The sequence below is a fragment of the Protofrankia coriariae genome, from assembly GCF_001017755.1.
GTDB classification, from domain to species: domain Bacteria; phylum Actinomycetota; class Actinomycetes; order Frankiales; family Frankiaceae; genus Protofrankia; species Protofrankia coriariae.
On sequence record NZ_JWIO01000025.1, the window covers coordinates 74,413 to 93,358 of the forward strand.

Consider the following 18,946-nt stretch of genomic DNA (forward strand, 5'->3'; position numbering starts at 1 on the left):
TCGGTCACGCTGCCTGTTCCTCCTGTCCGTGCTCGTCGTGCTCCTGGCCGCCGCCGTCGGGATCGTCGGGGGGCGGTTCCCGGCAGCCACACACCCGCCCCCGCCCGACCGGCGCCCGGCAACCGGCATCGCCCCGGTGTGCCACCCACAGATGCCGGCACCAGGAGCAGACCGGCAGCACGTACACCGGGGCGTAGCGATCCGGTTCGGTCATGCCGCCCAGCCGTTGATGTCCGGGGTCCAACCCCCGTCGCGATCATCGAAGTCGAACGTCGCACCGGTGACCGGTGGTTGGTAGCGGTGCGCCATCCGGGAGATCTCGGCGTCGTCGATCCAGGCGGCCCGCACCCGCACCGGGTCGGCCTGCCCGTCGGCGAGCACATAGCCGACCCCGGGCAGCCCCTCGGGGATCTCCTCCGCCCGTGCCCCGCGATCCCGGGTGCCGTCCCCGAGAACAAGATCTACCTGGTCGGCTTCGGTCAGCCGCAACGCCACCCGCACCGGGAACAGATCCCGAAACGGCAGCACCTCCTTACGCGGGTCCTGCACAGCCCCGATCATCACCACCCCGGGCGCCCGGCCCTGCGACAGCAACAGCGGCAACGAGGCGGACAACCGCCGCTTCAGCTCCCGGTCGGTGACATAGGCAGTCAACGCGGCGAGCTCATCGACGATCACGACGATCAGCGGTTCGTCCACGGTCGGGGTATGCAGCCGGGTAACCCCGCGCAACCGTCCGGCCCGCTCCCGCATGACCGATACCGCGTCATCGAGCAGGTCGGCGATGCCGGCCGTGTCGGTGGCGAACCGGGTAAACATGCCCCGGCCGAACGCCAGCTCCATCCCGCCCTTCGGGTCGGCTACCCACAGTTCGACCAGCCCGGCACGCACCGCCGGGCCAAGCCCACGGATCGTCGACCAGAGCACCGACCCCTTACCCGCCCCGGTCGCCCCGGCCACCAGCACATGCGCACCGCGCACCGGCAACCGCCAGAGTTGGCCGTCCTCCCGCCGGCCCACTGGAATCCCGGCCAGGTCCACCGGAGCGTCGTCATCCCAACCGTCACCGTCTCCGCCATCGTCGTCCGCGTCGGGGCCGTCGAGATCGGCCGGGGGAACGAGGTCAGCGAGCGGGTCACGGTGGGTGAAGTCCAGCCAGATGTACCCCACCCGGGTATCCGGGCGGACCCGGCATGCCTGCGCGCGGAACGCCTGCCGCAACGCCTCGGCCTGCTCCGCCCACTGCTGCGGGGTCTGCCCGTAGAGCAGTTCGACCCGTAGCCGGTCGGCCCACCGGTCGGAACGGACCTGCCGGATGCGGGGGAAGGTCTCGGCGAAGGCGACCCGGTCACCGTTGGACACCGGAATGCGGATCGCCAGCCCGGTGTGCACCATCACCGGCCGCCACCGCCACCGGTAGACGATGAGCAGCCGCAGCCGGCCACGCAGCCAGCGGGCCAGCCAGGCGAACGACCGGCGGTGCGCCAGCCGCCACCCCACCGCCAGCACCACGACGGCGAGGAGCACCAGGCCCAACCCGGCCAGCCCCCACCGGTCCCGGATCATCGCCACCGTCAGCAACAGACCCACCAGCACCGGATGCCGCAGCACAAAGAGCACCAGCCGGGCGCATATCCGCCCGGCCAGCCCGACCAGCACCACCCACAGCGGCACGTCGACTTTCGGATGCCGGGTCGGTATTTCGGGAAACGGCCGGGAGCCGTTGATTCTGGCCATGACAGATCACACCCACCCTGCATCAGAAGAAAAGAGAAGACCGAGGTCCGGGAGGCTGGCCAGCCGCGTTCTACAGCCGTCCCGGACCGTCGAGAAGAAGACCGCGGATCAGGCCGCTATCGCCGGGCCATCACCGAATGTTTCGGAGTCGTCCGGCAGACGGAGCGCTTCGCATTCGATGAGGAAATCGTTCACGGCATCTCGCAGTGCATATGCGAACGCGATATGAGTGCGGGTCACCGCCCGGCCCGCGGTAGTGAGGTTCACCGAGGTTCCACCGACACGCAGCATGAGGAACGGTGGCCGGTGGTCGTGGGAACGGCATGTCACCGACGCGTCCGGCCCGACGTGCAGGGAGACAATCGACGTCGAACGCTCCTGGGATCGTTTCATGCCGCCGCCCCCGTCGAGCCCCGCCCACCGGCCGTTGTCCGGACCGGTCGCATGCCGGTTGCCCGCAACGCGAATTCCTGCCGCGGCTGGGTACCGTTCGTGCTCACCCACGGTGTGAGCGTCAGCCCGTCGAACTCCACCGGCCGGAACGGCGTGCCCGGCATCGGCTCCGGGGGCACCGGCCGGACAGGAGATGAGATCTTCACCTTCACTTCCGCCGACCCCGCACGCGCCTTGGGATCCGCGTCCACCACCCGTGCCACCCACACCAACTCGCCGGTGTCCTTGTCCCGCTCCTGCGCATCCAGGATGCCCGCCTTGCTCTTCTCATAGTCGCTGGCCGGTTCCACCCCGAGCACGTACGCGCCGTGGGGGAACACGGCCGCGAACGCCACGGGAATCCGTCGCGGTATCGCCATCGTCGTCTGCCTCTCGCCTTCCTGCCGGGTTGTCGTGGGTGACCGCCCGGCCTGCCGAGATACACAGTGGACCACTTGGCAACCGCTACTCAACCCGTATACAACCGGCGTATGCGCCCCCAGTATAAGAGCCATACCGAATCAGTCTGACCGGCGATGCGAAAGCCACTTGTTCATACCGACCTGGTATGACACCGGGGTTCCGTCGAAATCTCGCTTGCTATCCCGCTAATATGCGGGCCATGACTGACCGGAATACCTCTCGGGTCTATACCGCCCGTCGACCGGTCGACGGCGAGGACTGGGCCGCCGTCGCGGCGGCACTCAACGCCCGGATGGCCGCCCGCCGCATCGGCCAACAGCAGCTCGCCGAAGCGTCCGGGGTGTCGGTGTCCACGGTCCGGCTCGTCCAGCACGGCACCGGACGCCGGTTCCAGAACAAGACGTTGACCGCGCTCGCCCGCGCGCTCGACTGGCCCGACGACTACCTGATAACCGTGCTGCTTACCGGCCAGCCGCCCGGCACGCCCGGTAGCGCCGACGAGCCGGTCACCAGCACCCTGCGCAGGATCGAGGACCGTCTCATCGACATCGACCGCCGACTGGAAACCGTCGAACAGATCATCGGTGAACGCGACACCGCCTCCGAGAACGCGTAAAAGGGGCTGATCCCGGCGGACACGCTCTCTCCCGTGTCCCGGGCTCAGCCCCTCTGTGCCATACGGCCTGACGGCCGCCTCTACCGCATCCGATCAGTCCGGTGCGGCCGGTGGCACCAGCACCACCGCCAACGCGCGGCGGACCGCGGCCAACGCCTCAACCCGCCCGGCCCAGTACGCCGTCCGCTCACCCGAGGTCATCCACGCCGCCGCCCGCGGCGTGTCCTCGGGCAGCCCGAGGACCGCCCCACCAGCCGCATCCGGTACCTCCCGGCAGGACCGCGGACCGTCCACCGGCTGGACCGGCTGGACCGGCTGGAACAGCAAGGTCACCTCAACGTCCCCGAACGCCTCCACGAACCGCACATCGTCCGGCAGCGTCGCCCACATCCGCAGCAGGTCCGCCGGACGCGCCGCCGGTGGGACCGTCACCGCATACTCGCCCGCTCCGGCCGCCCGCCGCGTCCTGCTCACCGGCGGCCACCCGCCCGCCNCCGCCGTGCCGCCCGTGCCAGCGCCGCATCCAGCAGCATCCGGCTACCCGCCGGGGGCGTCACGGCGTCGACGAAGAAGAACAGCGGCGTGACCTGATAGTCGTGCCAGCCCTGCTCGATGGCGAACAGCTCCGCCGACCCGGGAGAATCAAACGTGATCGTCGTGTCGCGGACCCGTCGTTCCCCTCCCGGTTCGAAGCGGATCACCCCGTACAGCAGGGGTACCCGCCCATCCCGCCCGCCGTCCACCGTGCCCGCCTCGGCCGTCGTCACCGGCTCCACCGTCCCATCCCATCGTCGGCTTCTGGACGCCGGCCCGGCCCCGCGGAGACGACGCACTCGACGCGGAACCGGACCGGTTGGACACCAGGCTCACCGCCGGCATGCCACCCGCGAAACGCCAAGTCCGCATACGGCGTCGGTGTGATCCGTCCGGCCGGATAGCCGCAGGAAGGCGGTTGGTGACCGGTACACAACCGGCGGAATGCCGCACCGGTGCCATACCAACCTGGCATGGACGCGCTACTGTCAGCATGCCGTCCTGCACACCGCTGACCCCGGCTGTCGGCTCCACCAACAGAAGGCGAGATGCCGTCCACCACCGGCCCCTACACCGTCTCCCCGCAGTTACTCGACCGGGACGACATGCGCGCGGCGCTGCACGCCCGCGACTTCGCCACCATCTTCCGGCTGTTGAAGAAGTACGACGGCGCCAGTCAGGACCGCATCGCCTCCCCGGTCGACGGGCTCACTCAAAGCCGGGTCAGCCGGATCATGCGCGGGCAGGAACGCATCGTCTCCATCGACCTGATCGAACGCATCGCCGACGCCCTGCGCATCCCCGGCGCCGCCCTGCGCCTGGCCCCCCGCCCGTGGGAAGAGGTCACGTCAACCGGTACGGTCCCCGCTCAGCCGCCCGCAGTGTCCGCGCCCGTTCACGAGACGCCACCCGCCGCGCCGTCGGGTGACGAGCCTCCGCGGGGCGCCGAGGACCACAGCCTGACCGTCGATCTCGACATCGCCGTGGACGGCTGGGCGACGATCACCTACCGCCACGACCTGTTCAACCCCGGCCCGCGGCCGCTGACCCGCCTGGCCCGCGAGCTGTGGTTCGAGAACACCCGCGGCCCGCTGGCCCTCACCGCGCTGCCCAGCGACGGGCACAACGTCATCATCCAGCGGATCCACGACACCCCGTCGATGGCCAAGTTTGCCTGTCAGATCTTCCCCGCGATCCAGCCCGGTGCCTCGGCGTCCGTCGGCTACACCTGCGAAGGCGGACAGTTCGTCTCCGATCACTACTGGCGGCAGTCCATCACCCGTCCCACCGGCATCCTGACGATCCGGTTGCGTCACCGCGGCGCGGCCAGTCTCACCCGCTGCACCGCCGCCGAGGAATACGCCGACGGCTACGAGGTCACCGCCACCGACAGCCTGACCGTCACCAGCGACGGCACGGACATCATCATCGAGCTGGTCCGTCGCGATCTCGGCCCCGGCCAGGCCGTCACCCTCCGCTGGGATGTCACCCGTGCCCCTGCGTGACGACATCGAAACCGTCCTGCGGGCCTGGGACGCCTACGAACAGACCCGCGGCGCACCCGCGATCATCGACTACGACTGCGCCCCCACCGGCGAACCGGTCACCCCGGCCGGCAACCGCCTAGACGTCCATGCCCGCCTGACCGACCTGCACCGCCGCGCCCTGGCCGAGGACAACCCGGCGCTCAGCCAGCGGACAGCCGCCCACCTCGCCTACCTGGACGCCCTGCTAGGCGTCCGCACCGACCTGGACAGCTACGTCACCCGCACGCAGGGATGCCCGGCCGCAGGATGGCCCGACGAGTACGTCACCGCCGTGGGGGACCGCGCCCGCACCAGCCTCGCCACCCTCGGCATCGGGTGGGGGCCGAATACCGGCGCCGATCTGACCGCCGCCGAAATCCCGGTCGATCCGGTCGACGCCCCCGAGCTCATCCGCGCCGCCGCCACCAACGCCGAACCCGCCGTGCGCACCCTCGTGGGCAGCGCCGCACCGTACACGCTGGCCATCGAAACGGTGGATGTGGACGCCTACTGGTCGTACTGGCTCGACGGCGCCGGCCAGAACGTACGGCTACGGTTCAACCTCCGCAACGCCACCTTCACCCAGGTCCGCATCCGCCAGTTCGCGTTGCATGAAATCCTCGGCCACGCCCTCCAAAGCGCCAGCTACGCCGCACACTGCGCCGGTAATGACGTGCCGTGGGTGCGGCTGCTGTCCGTCCACGCACCCCATCAAATCCTGCTCGAAGGACTCGCCCAAGCCCTCCCCCTGTTCGTCGCCGCCGCCGACGAACCGCTCATCGCCCGGGTCCGTCTCGACCACTACCTTCAGCTCGTCCGCGCCGAACTGCACCAGGCCATCAACACCGGGGTTACCGTCGCCGGCTGTGCCGCGCACGCCCGCGTCCGGGTGCCGTTCTGGGACGACACCCAGATTGCCGACATCCTCACCGACCGCGGCGCAGACCCGCTCCTGCGCTCCTACCTGTGGTCCTACCCGGCCGGGATCGACTGGTTCGTCACCCTCGCCGACACCGCCGACACCACCACCGTAGGAAAGGTCTTCCATGCCGCCTACCAACAACCCCTCACCCCGACCGACCTTGCCGACCTCTGGCCGGCTGGCCCCCCTCCCGGCGGACCCGGCACCCCTGTTCGTCTACGGAACACTCCTGTTCCCTGACGTGGTCCACACCCTCATCGACCGCGACCCCCACCGCACATCCACCATCGTCCCCGGATGGCGTGTCGCAGCTCTCCCCGGACGGGTCTACCCCGCCCTCATCCCCGACCCCGACGCGACCGCGTCCGGACAACTCCTCGACGACCTCACCGCCGCCGAATGGCACACCCTCGACGCGTTCGAAGCCGACTTCTACACCCTCACCCGAGTCACAATCCCCGACCACCAGCCCGACCACGCCTGGACCTACGCCACCAACGACCCCACCACCGTCGAACCCACCGTATGGAACCCGGACACCTTCGCCGAGCAGCACCTACCCGCCTACCTCACCAACTGCACACGCTGGCGCCAGCACCACGACACCACCCAGTAAGCCTGCACGTTGCCGAATCCCTCGATTTAGAGATCAAGCGCGTGACGTGGGCCGCGCCGCGCGACGGCTGCGCGTGGCGCTGACGCGCCATGCTCGCCGGCGCGTCGCCACCCCGCACCACGTGCGGCAAGGTCATCCTCGGCTCACTCCTCGGTTCGGGCCGAGGAAGCCGTTTCTGCCCCGCGTAGACTCTCGGGAATGTACTTATCGTAGCTATTGCGAAGGTATTGCGTAACTCTGTCGTCGGTAGCTTCGAACTTCAACTGCTCCCGGAAGAACCACAGTTTCCGCTCGGTCTCGTCAAAGATTTCTCCCCATGTCTTCACCCAAACCTGGTACTCGTCCTGATCGTCGGCAAGGCCCGGCGCTTTCCCTACCTGCCTGATATCTCGGCGAATCTCCGTGTGAGTGTCATAGGTGACAAGTACGAATTTCCATTTGCATGCAGTACCTCGGAACTGTGGATCTTCTACGATCGCACGAGCGTATGATTTAATCTGATAGAGTTCTTCCTTTCCAACAGGCAGTGACGGCCGCTTCAGCTCCACGATAAGCCGTTCGTTCTGACGCTCGTCCCCGATGCCACGATAAAGAAGAATGTCTACGCGGCCTGTGCGTCCATCCTCTCGCCGGACTGTCTTTAGGTTTGCTTCAAGTACAATCTCGTCGCCTAAAAGATGCAAGTGCGAGGCCAGTGCAGACGTCAATCCTATCTCCGAACGAGCGAGTGTCCATTCTTCGCCGAACAGCCAAAGGTTGCGCGCTACCATCGGATGAAGCTGGTCTACCTCGCGTAGCTCGACTCTTGCATCTCTATCTGCGAAGATCTTACGAAGCCCACCAATAAAGTTCAGCCGATTTGTGACAGTTGTTGCTGCGCTAATTACGTTTGTCAGTTCCGTTTGTTCCAGGAGGTGCGAAAGGTGGTCCCGCTCCTCCTGGGTGAGCGACAAGACCTTTTCTAGTATGTCATGGAGAGAACCAGGGTTGCTCTCTAGTGCGGACCTAATTAGGTTTACGGACAGCTTTCGCGGATCACCCTTTCCAGGCAAGGCCGACCTGGCAACAGTTACTACTAAGTCGAAAGTCTGCCGTTCTACGACTTCTGTAGCGTCCCTAGCAGCCCCGATGTAGGGGTAAATCCCCTCGTCCTTCAACTGCTGTACGACCTGGCCTGAAATTTCTTTGTGTCGTTTAGAAAGATGCTTCCGTATCGCCTTCTCCGCAGCGTAGAGAAGCGGTGAATGACTCATCTCCAGAAGGTGAAGTTCTTCGCTGCTCTGATTATTGAATCGATCCGATCTTAGATAGGGAGTGAAAGAAACAACTGGCTCGGTCCAGTCCTGCCCGTGTTCGGCGAGTGCGATTCCATCTGCGTTGCAGACCAGCAGCTTACGGTTGCGCGTTCGCTCTTTCCACTCTACAAACGTCACGAATGGGGGTCGAGAATCTTCCGCGTACTCAGAGGGCAAGTCGATCTGCAGATCAACGATCTCGCTAATTATCGACTCGACGTCGAGTTCCTTGCCATCGTAGATGACAGAGACAAAGTTGTAGGCTCTCAAGTAGAAAGCAAGGCGCGCCGTGAGGTTAGATCTAGCTTCTGGCACTTCAAGGGACCCCAGCCTTTTCCCCTGTGGCACCAGAATTGTGACAGTGGTCCCTGTAGGATCGGAGGTCGCAACAGGCTCGTCGATGCGCCAATGCGTAGGGCGCGATGTTTCTGCGTAGATCTTCGTACGATAGTTTTTTCCATCAATCGTTACTATCGAGTCCCAGGTTAGGAAACTCCCCAAGGCGAAACCAAAAAGGCGCCCCTCGCCCTTTTTACCGTGAAGGATTCTTTGATTGCCCTTGGTGTGAGTTCGAAATGCTTTCCATGTATCGCCGTACTCTAGGAATGAGCTTCGAGCCTGTTCGGGAGTTATGCCGTCGCCGTCGTCAATGACAAGAATCCGCTCGAGAGCTTGCATTGCTGTTCTTTTAAAGTCTATTCGGACCTTCTTTGCATTGGCGTCCAGGGAGTTCCAGACTAGCTCCGCAACCGCGTCTATAGGCTTTCTATTTGCATATTGGCGAATCTTGGATTCTCCGACCTCAAGATGATAGTCGGTCATGATCGAAATCCCATCAGCTCAAGGGCCGCATGTCCTCCGACGCGGGTGGTTGTACGTAAGCCCCCGGATCTTCTCATGGAGGATCACGTTACAACGAACCTCGGACATGTAGGCATGTAACGTGGCGACCGGCCCCGACGCCGAACAAGTCAAGCCCGCGTCCGCCGGCGAACTGTGATGGATGCCGGTAGACGCAGGCAGGGCTGTGATCTGGCACGACGAGCGTGGGGGTCAGCCAACGGCGTGGGTCGATCTTGTGGCTGTACGCGGGGCGGGCCAGCCGTCCGCCGCTGGAACCGTTGTGGCAGCGTTCGATGCTGCCAGGCCGCGCGACCGCCTGCGCGCGGCCTGGGGGCCGGGCGCGTCGCCGACCCGCCACCCCGCAGACCCGCACTTGGGATCCGGACAAAAAATCGCGCTACCGAACTCTGTGCCGCCCGGCGCGCGTGCAAGGGGAGCGGCAAAAGCCAGCAAAGCAAAGAATATCTAAGCTGGCTTCTTGTGGAATAATTACGGCCGAGAATCGGTGGCAGATACGGATGGAGATGCTTGGTTTTCACCCGAAGAAGTTGCCTGCGAAGCAGGTGGCGTGCTCTCCGCAGGCATACCCGGGGCAGTCCCAATGGGAGGATCAGGCAGGGAAAAAATTAATTCACCCTTGGCTGGGTATCCGCCACCCAATATAGCATCACCAACACCATCCGGCACTCCTGTAATCGCAAGGTCTCGCTCAGACTCGCTCATCGTGAGTCACCCTGTTCTGAAGACGAAGCACCCGATCCGCCTTCTGAACCAGGGCCAGGTCCTGGAGGAGGAGGCGGAAGCTCGTTGACAACTTTCCCCGAGCTCGGGTAGCCACCCCTCTTTTCATCAAGTGTCAATATTTTTTCGAATTGATCGTTCATATTACCTCCGCAAACTCAAGAAGCTCAATTTCTTCCCAGCGAAGAAGTAACGCCGAGTTTCTACTCTTAGGACGTCCGTCTTCTAGTATGAAGTCACCGGTCGCACCATTTACTTCTATTGTACGCGAGACTAGTAAGTCGGGTTCACTCGGGTAGCCCGCAGCATACGAGTTGAGGCCAGTTGGACTCGGTCCATAGAATCCAGCGACCCATATTCCGGACTTTAGCTTAATTCTGATGTACCCCTGCGGACCTCTCGCGAATAGATGATCCCAGGCGCGAGGCGCGGGAGCAGGACCAGTGACGATCCTTACCCACCTCCAGTTCTTACGCCATGCCGTCCCCACAAACAAGCCACACGAGATTGGAATTAGTATGTATGCCAGACTCGTTATCTCAATAAGCCAAAGCGATATCTTGCCATTCGCAAGCTTGCCGGTATGGATATAGTCACAATAAATTATATAAGTAAGCACGGAGAAGACGGCATGAAACAGTGCGCTAACGGCAATGAATCGAATAACTCTGTCCGATACGGTGCTTCCAAATGCGCCTACAATTCTCTCAACGGTAAACGTATAAGCTGCACCTGGCAAGACTGCTACGGTCGCGATCGTCAACGCTTGAAGAGTCTCAGGCATGCTCCCTTTCTGTCTTTTAAGATTCTCCCCAAAATGGGGCCAGCCGTGGGATTGGACATCAGCTAGATCACAAAGAATCTAGAAGTCGTAAACCATTACCTGTAAAACCTGACAGTGGTCAAAAATCTAGAGTTGAGCCAGAATCCGCTGCTAGATCATTTGCGGGTTACCATGAAGATCCAAAGAGAGATGAACAGCATACCACCAAGAATTACGCCATTTCTGAAATAGATCCATCGATCGGGACTGGAATATCTGACTACTGGCACCCTTGACGCAGAATCGATCTGTCGATCCGCGACATTAAAATTATTTTGGCGACGCTCCGACCAGCTATCAACATCGACTCTTTTCAGCTTGTCCGCTGCAGAGTCGAGCAAATAAGCATGATTCTCTATATCTTGTAGCATTTTTGCCGCACTGTGAAGCGTCATTGCATTTTCCTCAAGACCGCCAAGCATACGGGCCGAGTGGGCGAGCAACTCGATCGCATCGACATCAAGCTGCGGTCGATCAAAGGCTTCATAAACCAGCTCTCTAATTGCGAATGCAATTTCCTGATTCGTGGTAGCGATGTCGTCGAGGGCGGCATCAATTCCCTCGCGAGTCGCTTCTACTGCTTCACCTATCATATTTTCCAGTCGCTGTTCTGTGACCGCAGACAACGCCTTTAGGCGATTACCCAGGTCGCCTTCTGCCTTCTTTTTCCATTCACGTAGAAGAGAGGCCGGGTACCGGTCTCGGGTCGGGGTTCGATCGATGACCTTATGATGTACGGTACAAAGAAGTATTAGGTTACCGAAAGCCTGACGTTCGGCAAGCGACATCGCCGGGTCGTAGCGGGCTCCGCTCGGTTCTAACGCACAGATATGCGCAACATCAACATTTGTGAGAGGTTCGCCATCGACGAACTTCATCACCGGCTCTCTGTAACTAGGTTCATAGCAATATCCCCGGGCGAGCGTAAATAGAGCGTTCTTCACCCCGGCCGCAAAGTCCGGTCTACCCACCCCGCCTCCTGTATATTTCTCCGCGAGCACCTCAAGGTGCTACCATCGATCGATCATACCGGATCCACGGAGCGATGAATACAGCCCAACTTGGCATTCGCTCTGGTTCTACTGGGACGGGTTGGCCTGCCCTCAGACAGTCACGTACGGTTGCTGCGGCAGCCTGGCTTCTTCCCTTCGTAGACACCGCGGTTTCACACTCCAACTGCCTCCCCCAGTACAGCCGCCATTCGCGTACAGCCAAGCCCAGAGATGACGGCGGATGCCCCCGGATCGCGAACAGTCCGAACAACGGAGATTAATGGACGACTACCGCCGTAGCAAGCCGCTCTTGTCATTGGGTAGTCGGTGAACCCAAGGAAGAGACTGCCTCGCCGCTTCCGCTCCTTGACGCGCAGGACGCGCCTGCAGTGAGGGTCGGCTTGCCATCGAGTGTCGTGCCGCTCGCTGCTGTGGTCCAGGGCGGGACACGCGGCGCTCACGACGTACCGTGACCGCGACCGGAGGGGCGTCGTACTGCAGTTGTACTGCAACGGGGGCGGACGTCCGTGGACGCTGGCGGACATCACCAAACCTGTGACCTGCACCGGCGGACGGCGGTGGACGTTCGTAGACGGTGCGCCGAGGGCTACGGATCAAGAGGTTGGGGGTTCGAGTCCCTCCGAGCGCACGCTGGTTGAGGCAGGTCAGAGCCCCGCAGCCGATCACACGGCGCGGGGCTCTGGTCTTTTCAAGATCTTAAATACTGCAATTCGTACTGCAGATGGAAACGATCAGGGCTTCGTGGAAGGCAACGACCGGTCAGGCGATCTGGCGGAGGTCGTTGCCATAATCGAAGATTATCCGCATGCGGGCACCCAGCGCCCGGGCGTACCGGCTCAGCGTCGCGACCTCGTTGGCGTCGAGATCACCGTTCTCGATCTGACTAACCCGGCCCGGGGAGACACCCATCAGCTCGGCCACCTGACGCTGAGTCAGCCCCAGTCGCCTGCGCTCCTCAGCCAGATGGAATGCACTAACCCATGCCTCGGTGCGCGCCCGCTCAGCGGCTAGCGCCTCACCGTCGCCGTCGTGCAGTTCGGCGCGGATGTCGTCCCAGTCGTGGAACTCGGTCATGAGCCCTCCCGCCGCTTCCTCTCCACGGCCAGCCATCCGCCATACGCGACCTCAGCCGCGGGGATCGCTGTCCTGTACCACCGCGACCAGTCGCCAGCCTTGTTGCCGGCGACCAGCAGTACCGCCTGCGACCAGGGGTCGAAGACAAAGATCACCCGTATCGCGACATCACGGCCCGACCGTGGACGCAGCTCCTTGAGATTCTTGACTGTCGACCCCTGCAGCGTGTCGACCAGCGGACGCCCGAGCCCAGGCCCGATCTCGGCGAGCATGTCGATCGCCACGTTGACCGACCGGTAGGCACCCGGATCTGTCTGGCGCAACGCACGCAGCCACTCCCGTACCTCGGGCGCGACCTTGATCGCCCACCGATGAGGCGGCTCCGCCGACATGGATCAACTATAGCCCAACCTAAACATCCGCTCTGTGATCCCGGAAGATTCCGCGGACGAGGGTGGACACTGGCGGATGTCCGTGGACGGAGCGCACCAGGTCGGCGGACGCCGTGGACGTCCACGGACGTCGGTGGAAGATCCAGATCTAACTACGGATCAAGAGGTTGGGGGTTCGAGTCCCTCCGAGCGCACGCTGGTTGAGGCAGGTCAGAGCCCCGCAGCCGATCACACGGCGCGGGGCCCTAGATCTCTATGTAGCAACGGCCCTCAGCCCAGGAAGCCGTCGGGTGCGTTGCGGCGACGAAACAGGTCAGGCGATCGCGGCGATGTCCCCGTCGTCAAAGTAGATCGCCTGGTGCAGCCGGCCACCAAGGGCGGCAGCATATCTGGCGACCACGTCCTGACCGGAGAGTGAGCCCTGCTCGATCTGCGAGATCCGGCCCTTGGTCACCCCCATCCGCTCGGCCACCTGCTGCTGGGTCAGACCCCGCGCACGACGCACCTCAGCAAGCCGGTGCCCCACCGCGACCGCAAGAAGCTCCTGCTTGCCGGCGGCGACCGCCTCCTCCCCACCGGCCCGGGCGACCTGCTCGGCACGGACATCAGCCCACCGTATGTAACCACTCATCGCCGATCACCCTCCTCCTGGCCGCGTTCCACCAGGTAGCTCTTGTAGCGTTGCTCCGCCAGTGGAATCGCTTCGTCGTACCAGGCGTTCCACTGCCCGGCTTTGTCCCCGGCAACAAGCAGGATGCTCGAACGCCACGGATCGAAACAGAACAAGATCCGTACCGTGCCCGGTCTGAGTTCCTTCAGGTTCGGCAGCGACGAGCCGCTGATCGTGTCGACCAGCGGTCTCCCCAGCCCGGGGCCGGTCTCCGCGAGCAGGTCGATCGCCTGGACGACCCGCGCGTGTGTCGCGGCGTCCAGGCCGTCGATCCAGTCACGGACCTCGTTGACGAGGTAGACGTCCCACTGCCGCCCGTCCATCAAGTGAGTATAGCTCTCGCTAAACCATGGCACCGCGAAGACCACCAAGATGACCATAGTCAGAACGACTGACAGCCAAGTTGACAGCCAAGCCGGCGGACGAGGGTGGAGGCTGGTGGACGCCCATGGGCAGAGCCCACCAGGTCAGCGGACGGGGCGGACCTCTGTGGACGTCGACGGAAGATCCAGATCTAACTACAGATCAAGGGGTTGGGGGTTCGAGTCCCTCCGAGCGCACGTCAGGTTGAGACAGGTCAGAGCCCCGCAGCCGATCACACGGCGCGGGGCTCTGGTCTTTTTTGATCTCTAGTACTGCAGTTTGTACCCCGCCAGACGTTTCCAGTGGCGGAGCATGGCCAGCCGCCCTATCGGCGGATCCGGAGCAGGCCGCGGTGGGCCACCGTCACAGCACCGACAAGATCAGAAAGATCGTGATGGGTGATCAGATCCTCGACAGCCGCGATCACGGCACATGCGGACTGGTTGTCGAGCCGGAAGACCACGATCCCGCTGTGCGACCCGGGCAGGTAGGTGCGGATGTTCCCAAAGCCGCGGTCGAGAGTGAACACGATGCGGTTCTCAGCGACCCGCAGCCGCGAGCACATCAGGATCGGAGCGGCCTGCCAGGCCCTCGGCGAACACGGTGTCCGCGTCGATCCCATACTTGGCGAGCCGTTCAGCGAGCGAGACGGGCAGGCCCTCGTCAAGCTTGACCCTCACGGGGCAGTATGCAGCGGAACGAGATCCTCCCGGGCCAGACGTGCGCCATAAGCAGCAGCGGCCCGGATCCCCGACACGGTCAGCGACGGGTACTCGGCAACGATCTCCTTGTCCGACATACCGTCGGCGAGACAGTCAAGGACAACGCTCACCGGCACCCGGGTCCCCCGGATGCACGCCTGTCCATGACCGATCGTCGGGTCGGCCACGACAAGCGCCAGAAGATCTTCTGCCATGCCTCCCAGTATGCGCCCGGATCTCAGTATCAGCCGGCCGTCCCGTGGTCCAGGACGTGGCACGGCTGACAGCCAAAGTGACAGTCAAGCCGGCAGACGAGTACAGACAGCTATGGACCACGGTGGACGGAGCGTGCGAGGTCAGCGGACGCGGTGGACGTCCACGGATGCCAGCGGAAGATCCAGATCTAACTATGGATCAAGAGGTTGGGGGTTCGAGTCCCTCCGAGCGCACGCTGGTTGAGGCAGGTCAGAGCCCCGCAGCCGATCACACGGTGCGGGGCTCTACGCCCTGACGCGGAACACTCTCGGGCTGATGGTGTTCCGCGTGCGCAGGAACGCTGCGCACGAGGTGGAGTTCCTCGTCCTGCGCCATCAGATGGCGGTGCTGCAACGGCAGGTCCACCGTCCGGCGCTGGAGCCGGCGGATCGGGTGATCCTCGCAGCCCTGTTCCGGCTACTCCCCCGGGCCCGCTGGGATTCGTTCTTCGTCACCCCGGCCACCGTGCTGCGCTGGCACCGTGAACTCCTCGTACGAAAATGGACCTACCCGCGAAAGCCGCCCGGGCGGGGCCACCGGTCCGCTGGGAGATCCGCGAGCTGGTCCTGCGTCTCGCACGGGAGAACCCGACCTGGGGCCACCGCCGGATCCACGGCGGACTGATCGGGCTGGGCTATCCGGTGGGGGTCGCCACCGTCTGGCGGATCCTGCACCGCGCCGGCGTCGATCCCGCGCCTCGGCGGGCCGACGGTTCCTGGTGGACGTTCCTGTCCGCGCAGGCCTCCGGCCTGCTGGCCTGCGACTTCTTCACCGTCGACACCGTGTTCCTCCAGCAGATCTACGTGTTCTTCGTCGTCGAACACGCCACCCGCCACGTCCATCTCCTCGGCGTCACCAAGCACCCGACCGCAGCCTGGGTCACCCAACGGGCACGGAACCTGCTGATGGACCTCGAGGAGCACGGCCACCGGTTCCGGTTCCTTATCCGAGACCGCGACACGAAGTTCATGGCCTCCTTCGACGCCGTCTTCACCGGGGCCGGTATCGACGTGGTGCGCACACCGCCACAGTGCCCGAAGGCGAACGCGATCGCGGAACGCTGGATCGGCACCGCCCGCCGGGAATGCACCGACAGGCTGTTGATCGTCTCCGAACGGCACCTGACGACGGTCCTCACCAGCTACGGCGAGCATGTCAACACCCACCGGCCCCACCGCGCCCTCGACCAACACCCATCCGACGCGGCACCACCCGCCGTCACCCCGACTCCGGGATCCGACGTCCGACGCACACGCATCCTCGGCGGGCTGATCAACGAGTACCGTAACGCCGCCTGACTACTCCCACAGAAGATCACGTCGACCGTAAAAGACCAGCTCACAGGCAGAAAGCCGGATTTTGGAGCCCCACAGGGTGGGTGCGGCCGGGGTGGGATTGGCCCGCGGGGTTGGTGATAGTCAGGGTTGGCGGTGGTTGCTGATGGTGATGGCAGATCGCTGTTGGTGGCCGTCGGTGGGAGTGCTGTGGGCCGGCGGGTGGGGCCGGGTGCCACCCGGGGGGACTCACCCCATACGTTGCGTGAGTTCAAGATGTTCTACAACGGGCATCGGCCTCACCGACCCCTCGGACAAGCAGCCACGCTCCGCCCACCACCCGAACCGGAGCAGATCGGGAACCTGGAGATCCACCGACAAGATCGGCTGGTGGAGGGAACCCTCCACCAGTACTGACATGCCGGCTGACCAGGCCGGATGATTAATCGGCACCCACAGGTACGTCGCCCGAGTTCGGACCTCGGCAGGATGCGGTGCAAGCGGGCACTTCCCGCCATCCGCTGGTAACCGGACTGTTCCTGTCCGGAGTATTCCTATTCCCCTGTATCCCTGATACGTTCCCGGCTGGTTCGACCACTCAGAGCGATAACGCAGCGCAACGACGCACCGCGACCACGCAGAGCGACCATGCGCCGCGATCGGCACGCTCGTAGACCAGGAGGCTGGCATGGCGATCTCCACCACACCGGGCACGAACTGGGGCAGCTGGATCAACCTGGAGGGCAGCTTCGTCGACGTGCCCTCCGCCGTCCTCAACGCCGACAACCGTGTGTCCGTGTTCGTCCAGGGCGGCAGCAACACCTTGTGGAGCAGGTACGAGCAGCGCGACCGCACCTGGGCCGGGTGGATCCAGCACACGGGCTCCCGGGTAGCCGGTGCGCCCAACGCCATCCGCGGCAAGGACGGAAAGATCCGCGTCTTCTACCGCACCCCGGACAACCACATCGAGGTCATCACCCAGAACGCCATCAACGGCGGCTTCAGCGCCCCGGTGGATCTCATCTCGAACGTCGGCGGCGACCCCGCCGCCGCGCTGAACGCCGACGGCCGCATCCAGGTCTTCTTCCGGGGCAGCGACAACGCCCTGTGGTACATCCACAACCAGGGCCTGCTGTACGAACAGTACACCCAGCCCACCTCGCTGGGCGGCGCCATCTACGCCACCCCCTCACCCGCCCTGGACGGCTCCGGCCGCATCGTGGTGGCGGTCAAGGGCGGCAACGACACCCTCTACACCATCCAGCAGAAATCGTGGAACTCCGCCGACACCTGGGAGGCGTTCAGCAGCGAGACCACCGGCGTGACCAGCCGGCCCACCGCGACGCTGGACGCGTCCGCGCACGTACAGATCTTCTACCGTGGCTCGGACGGCGCCGCCTGGCGGGTCGGCCAGCGACCCGACTACGACAGCTTCGAGACCTCCGTATCCCTCAAGGGCCAGATCCTCGGCGAGCCCACCGCCTTCCTCGGCCAGGACGGCCGCGTGCACGCCTTCGTGAAGGGAGCGAACGAGAAGGCTCTGTGGGTCGCGGTGCAGCAGACCGAGAACCAGCCCGCCTACCTCGACTTCCAGAACCTCGGCGGCGTCATCGGCGACGTCCATCCCCAAGCTGTGATCGCCAACAGCGACAACCTCCTGTACGTCTTCGTCCAGGGCTCGGGCACCGCCAAGAGCCTCTGGCTGCTGCGTCAGGTCTGGGCGTAGCCCAGCGGGACCTGATCACCGGTTCGGCGGAGTCAGGACATGACAGCCCCGCTGAACCGGTGATCAGGAGGCGGAGGATCAGCCGGCGGATCTCCGATGCGGTGCAGGCCCGGCCGGCTGGCTCGACGAACCCGGCGCCTGGCCCGGCGCCGAGGACCCAGCGCTGCTCCTCAACCAGCAAGGCGGCCGGCTGCCCCCACCAGCGCGCACCGCATCACCACCACCATCGCCGCGGCCGCCCGGACGGCCCGGTTCTCGGGTTCGTGTCACCAACCACCGACCGGCGCCGGCGACCTCTGCCGGAGTGAAGATGTGTACTGGCCAGCGGACTTGCGGGCTTCGGCCCGGACCGCCGGGTCCGTTTCCGCGGTAAATCCAGCTCACAGTGGAAGATCTCTCCCGGGTACGGTCCCTGATGACCGACCACACCCCGTCTGGGATGAGCTGCGACAACACGCCGGCTGGTGGCTCATGACACGGGCTCGAGCACCGGATGCGAAACAGCTGACGGAGGACACCGCCACTACTGATTCGGTCAGACCGGCATCATGATTTCAACATCAGTGAAGGGTGCGAGGACTCGGGATAATTCATGCCGACAAAGCGGCAGCAGGTCGGAGATCTCTCCATTCAAGGGGCACGAGTAGAGCCTCCGCCCGCCATCGCAGCGGGTCACACCGCTTCGGTACGGAAGTCCAGTTCGTAGTTGCCCTGCAACGATACAACAAGCAGTTCGGTGACCGCGGACCGGGCATTGTTAGGATTGCGACGGTCGGATTCCCGGTCGGATTCTCCGAAAACTTGGAACTCGCCGAGGATGAACACACAGGAATTTTCCGGTGTCCGCACACACAGGCGCCGAGGGCGACGTGGGCGTCTGTCCTGCCCCTCGTGTTCCCCGTCCCGTCCAGTTCTGGCTCCGGGACGGGGAACACGAGAGCGGTTCGGCCGGTAGATGTCAAGTCAAATG

At 64.1% G+C, this 18,946-nt stretch carries 21 protein-coding genes and 1 pseudogene; 6 read left to right on the forward strand and 16 right to left on the reverse strand.

Annotated elements, in window-relative coordinates; genetic code table 11:
- Nucleotides 1-4 precede the first annotated feature (4 nt).
- From FrCorBMG51_RS15555 to FrCorBMG51_RS15570, 4 genes are all read right to left on the reverse strand, one after another.
- On the reverse strand, nucleotides 5-214 hold the full coding sequence (locus FrCorBMG51_RS15555) for a hypothetical protein (RefSeq protein ID WP_047223785.1): 210 nt from the start codon (nucleotides 212-214) through the stop codon (nucleotides 5-7).
- On the reverse strand, nucleotides 211-1,737 hold the full coding sequence (locus FrCorBMG51_RS15560) for an FtsK/SpoIIIE domain-containing protein (protein ID WP_047223786.1): 1,527 nt from the start codon (nucleotides 1,735-1,737) through the stop codon (nucleotides 211-213). Before FrCorBMG51_RS15560 ends, FrCorBMG51_RS15555 begins: the two co-directional genes overlap by 4 nt.
- 108 nt (nucleotides 1,738-1,845) lie before the next feature.
- Nucleotides 1,846-2,130, reverse strand: a complete 285-nt coding sequence (locus FrCorBMG51_RS15565; RefSeq protein WP_047223787.1) for a hypothetical protein — start codon at nucleotides 2,128-2,130, stop codon at nucleotides 1,846-1,848.
- Complete coding sequence (locus FrCorBMG51_RS15570) at nucleotides 2,127-2,549, reverse strand: hypothetical protein (RefSeq protein ID WP_047223788.1); 423 nt, start codon at nucleotides 2,547-2,549, stop codon at nucleotides 2,127-2,129. The genes FrCorBMG51_RS15565 and FrCorBMG51_RS15570 overlap by 4 nt, the downstream gene beginning before the upstream one ends.
- Nucleotides 2,550-2,791: 242 nt before the next feature.
- On the opposite strand from FrCorBMG51_RS15570, the gene FrCorBMG51_RS15575 reads away from it, so the two are divergent.
- On the forward strand, nucleotides 2,792-3,208 hold the full coding sequence (locus tag FrCorBMG51_RS15575) for a helix-turn-helix domain-containing protein (protein ID WP_047223789.1): 417 nt from the start codon (nucleotides 2,792-2,794) through the stop codon (nucleotides 3,206-3,208).
- 93 nt (nucleotides 3,209-3,301) lie between these two features.
- On the opposite strand, the gene FrCorBMG51_RS15580 is transcribed toward FrCorBMG51_RS15575, so the two are convergent.
- Nucleotides 3,302-3,682 carry a hypothetical protein gene (locus tag FrCorBMG51_RS15580; RefSeq protein ID WP_052914719.1) on the reverse strand — a complete coding sequence of 127 codons (381 nt, stop codon included), beginning with the start codon at nucleotides 3,680-3,682 and terminating at the stop codon, nucleotides 3,302-3,304.
- 608 nt (nucleotides 3,683-4,290) lie between these two features.
- Here FrCorBMG51_RS15580 and FrCorBMG51_RS15590 point away from each other — a divergent pair.
- From FrCorBMG51_RS15590 to FrCorBMG51_RS15600, 3 genes are read left to right on the forward strand one after another with little or no spacing between them, the layout of a single operon-like run.
- Nucleotides 4,291-5,247 (forward strand): helix-turn-helix domain-containing protein, encoded by a 957-nt coding sequence (locus FrCorBMG51_RS15590; RefSeq protein WP_047223790.1) that lies wholly within the window; start codon nucleotides 4,291-4,293, stop codon nucleotides 5,245-5,247.
- On the forward strand, nucleotides 5,225-6,430 hold the full coding sequence (locus FrCorBMG51_RS15595; protein WP_235433613.1) for a hypothetical protein: 1,206 nt from the start codon (nucleotides 5,225-5,227) through the stop codon (nucleotides 6,428-6,430). Before FrCorBMG51_RS15590 ends, FrCorBMG51_RS15595 begins: the two co-directional genes overlap by 23 nt.
- A 1-nt stretch (nucleotide 6,431) precedes the next feature.
- Nucleotides 6,432-6,806 carry a gamma-glutamylcyclotransferase family protein gene (locus FrCorBMG51_RS15600; protein ID WP_052914720.1) on the forward strand — a complete coding sequence of 125 codons (375 nt, stop codon included), beginning with the start codon at nucleotides 6,432-6,434 and terminating at the stop codon, nucleotides 6,804-6,806.
- A 143-nt stretch (nucleotides 6,807-6,949) separates the two neighbouring features.
- Here FrCorBMG51_RS15600 and FrCorBMG51_RS26935 read toward each other — a convergent pair whose 3' ends face one another.
- The 10 genes from FrCorBMG51_RS26935 to FrCorBMG51_RS15635 form a co-directional block, all read right to left on the reverse strand.
- A complete protein-coding gene (locus tag FrCorBMG51_RS26935) occupies nucleotides 6,950-8,923 on the reverse strand; it encodes an ATP-binding protein (RefSeq protein WP_047223792.1) in 1,974 nt (657 codons plus the stop codon).
- A 901-nt stretch (nucleotides 8,924-9,824) separates the two neighbouring features.
- The gene (locus tag FrCorBMG51_RS33920; RefSeq protein ID WP_420848632.1) at nucleotides 9,825-10,469 is read right to left on the reverse strand and encodes a DUF6338 family protein; all 645 of its coding nucleotides are present in this window, start codon (nucleotides 10,467-10,469) and stop codon (nucleotides 9,825-9,827) included.
- A 155-nt stretch (nucleotides 10,470-10,624) separates the two neighbouring features.
- Nucleotides 10,625-11,386, reverse strand: a complete 762-nt coding sequence (locus tag FrCorBMG51_RS28365) for a hypothetical protein (RefSeq protein WP_157180522.1) — start codon at nucleotides 11,384-11,386, stop codon at nucleotides 10,625-10,627.
- 894 nt (nucleotides 11,387-12,280) lie between these two features.
- A complete protein-coding gene (locus FrCorBMG51_RS15610) occupies nucleotides 12,281-12,595 on the reverse strand; it encodes a transcriptional regulator (protein ID WP_047223793.1) in 315 nt (104 codons plus the stop codon).
- Nucleotides 12,592-12,987: a type II toxin-antitoxin system RelE/ParE family toxin gene (locus tag FrCorBMG51_RS15615; protein ID WP_047223794.1), complete on the reverse strand. Its 396-nt coding sequence runs from the start codon at nucleotides 12,985-12,987 to the stop codon at nucleotides 12,592-12,594. Before FrCorBMG51_RS15615 ends, FrCorBMG51_RS15610 begins: the two co-directional genes overlap by 4 nt.
- Nucleotides 12,988-13,300: 313 nt before the next feature.
- Complete coding sequence (locus FrCorBMG51_RS15620; RefSeq protein WP_047223795.1) at nucleotides 13,301-13,618, reverse strand: helix-turn-helix domain-containing protein; 318 nt, start codon at nucleotides 13,616-13,618, stop codon at nucleotides 13,301-13,303.
- Nucleotides 13,615-13,980 carry a type II toxin-antitoxin system RelE/ParE family toxin gene (locus FrCorBMG51_RS15625; RefSeq protein WP_043602838.1) on the reverse strand — a complete coding sequence of 122 codons (366 nt, stop codon included), beginning with the start codon at nucleotides 13,978-13,980 and terminating at the stop codon, nucleotides 13,615-13,617. Before FrCorBMG51_RS15625 ends, FrCorBMG51_RS15620 begins: the two co-directional genes overlap by 4 nt.
- A gap of 365 nt (nucleotides 13,981-14,345) precedes the next feature.
- Nucleotides 14,346-14,549, reverse strand: a complete 204-nt coding sequence (locus FrCorBMG51_RS29730) for a hypothetical protein (RefSeq protein ID WP_175648478.1) — start codon at nucleotides 14,547-14,549, stop codon at nucleotides 14,346-14,348.
- 10 nt (nucleotides 14,550-14,559) lie between these two features.
- A complete protein-coding gene (locus tag FrCorBMG51_RS29735; RefSeq protein ID WP_200902459.1) occupies nucleotides 14,560-14,700 on the reverse strand; it encodes a DUF5615 family PIN-like protein in 141 nt (46 codons plus the stop codon).
- Nucleotides 14,697-14,936, reverse strand: a complete 240-nt coding sequence (locus FrCorBMG51_RS15635) for a DUF433 domain-containing protein (protein WP_047223796.1) — start codon at nucleotides 14,934-14,936, stop codon at nucleotides 14,697-14,699. The genes FrCorBMG51_RS29735 and FrCorBMG51_RS15635 overlap by 4 nt, the downstream gene beginning before the upstream one ends.
- A 316-nt stretch (nucleotides 14,937-15,252) precedes the next feature.
- On the opposite strand from FrCorBMG51_RS15635, the pseudogene FrCorBMG51_RS33925 reads away from it, so the two are divergent.
- Nucleotides 15,253-16,274 (forward strand): annotated as a pseudogene (locus FrCorBMG51_RS33925) (integrase core domain-containing protein).
- 664 nt (nucleotides 16,275-16,938) lie between these two features.
- Entirely contained in the window at nucleotides 16,939-17,976 is a 1,038-nt protein-coding gene (locus FrCorBMG51_RS15645; protein WP_047223797.1) for a DUF8189 domain-containing protein, read from the forward strand.
- 672 nt (nucleotides 17,977-18,648) lie between these two features.
- On the opposite strand, the gene FrCorBMG51_RS28370 is transcribed toward FrCorBMG51_RS15645, so the two are convergent.
- The gene (locus tag FrCorBMG51_RS28370) at nucleotides 18,649-18,801 is read right to left on the reverse strand and encodes a hypothetical protein (protein WP_157180523.1); all 153 of its coding nucleotides are present in this window, start codon (nucleotides 18,799-18,801) and stop codon (nucleotides 18,649-18,651) included.
- Nucleotides 18,802-18,946 lie beyond the last annotated feature (145 nt).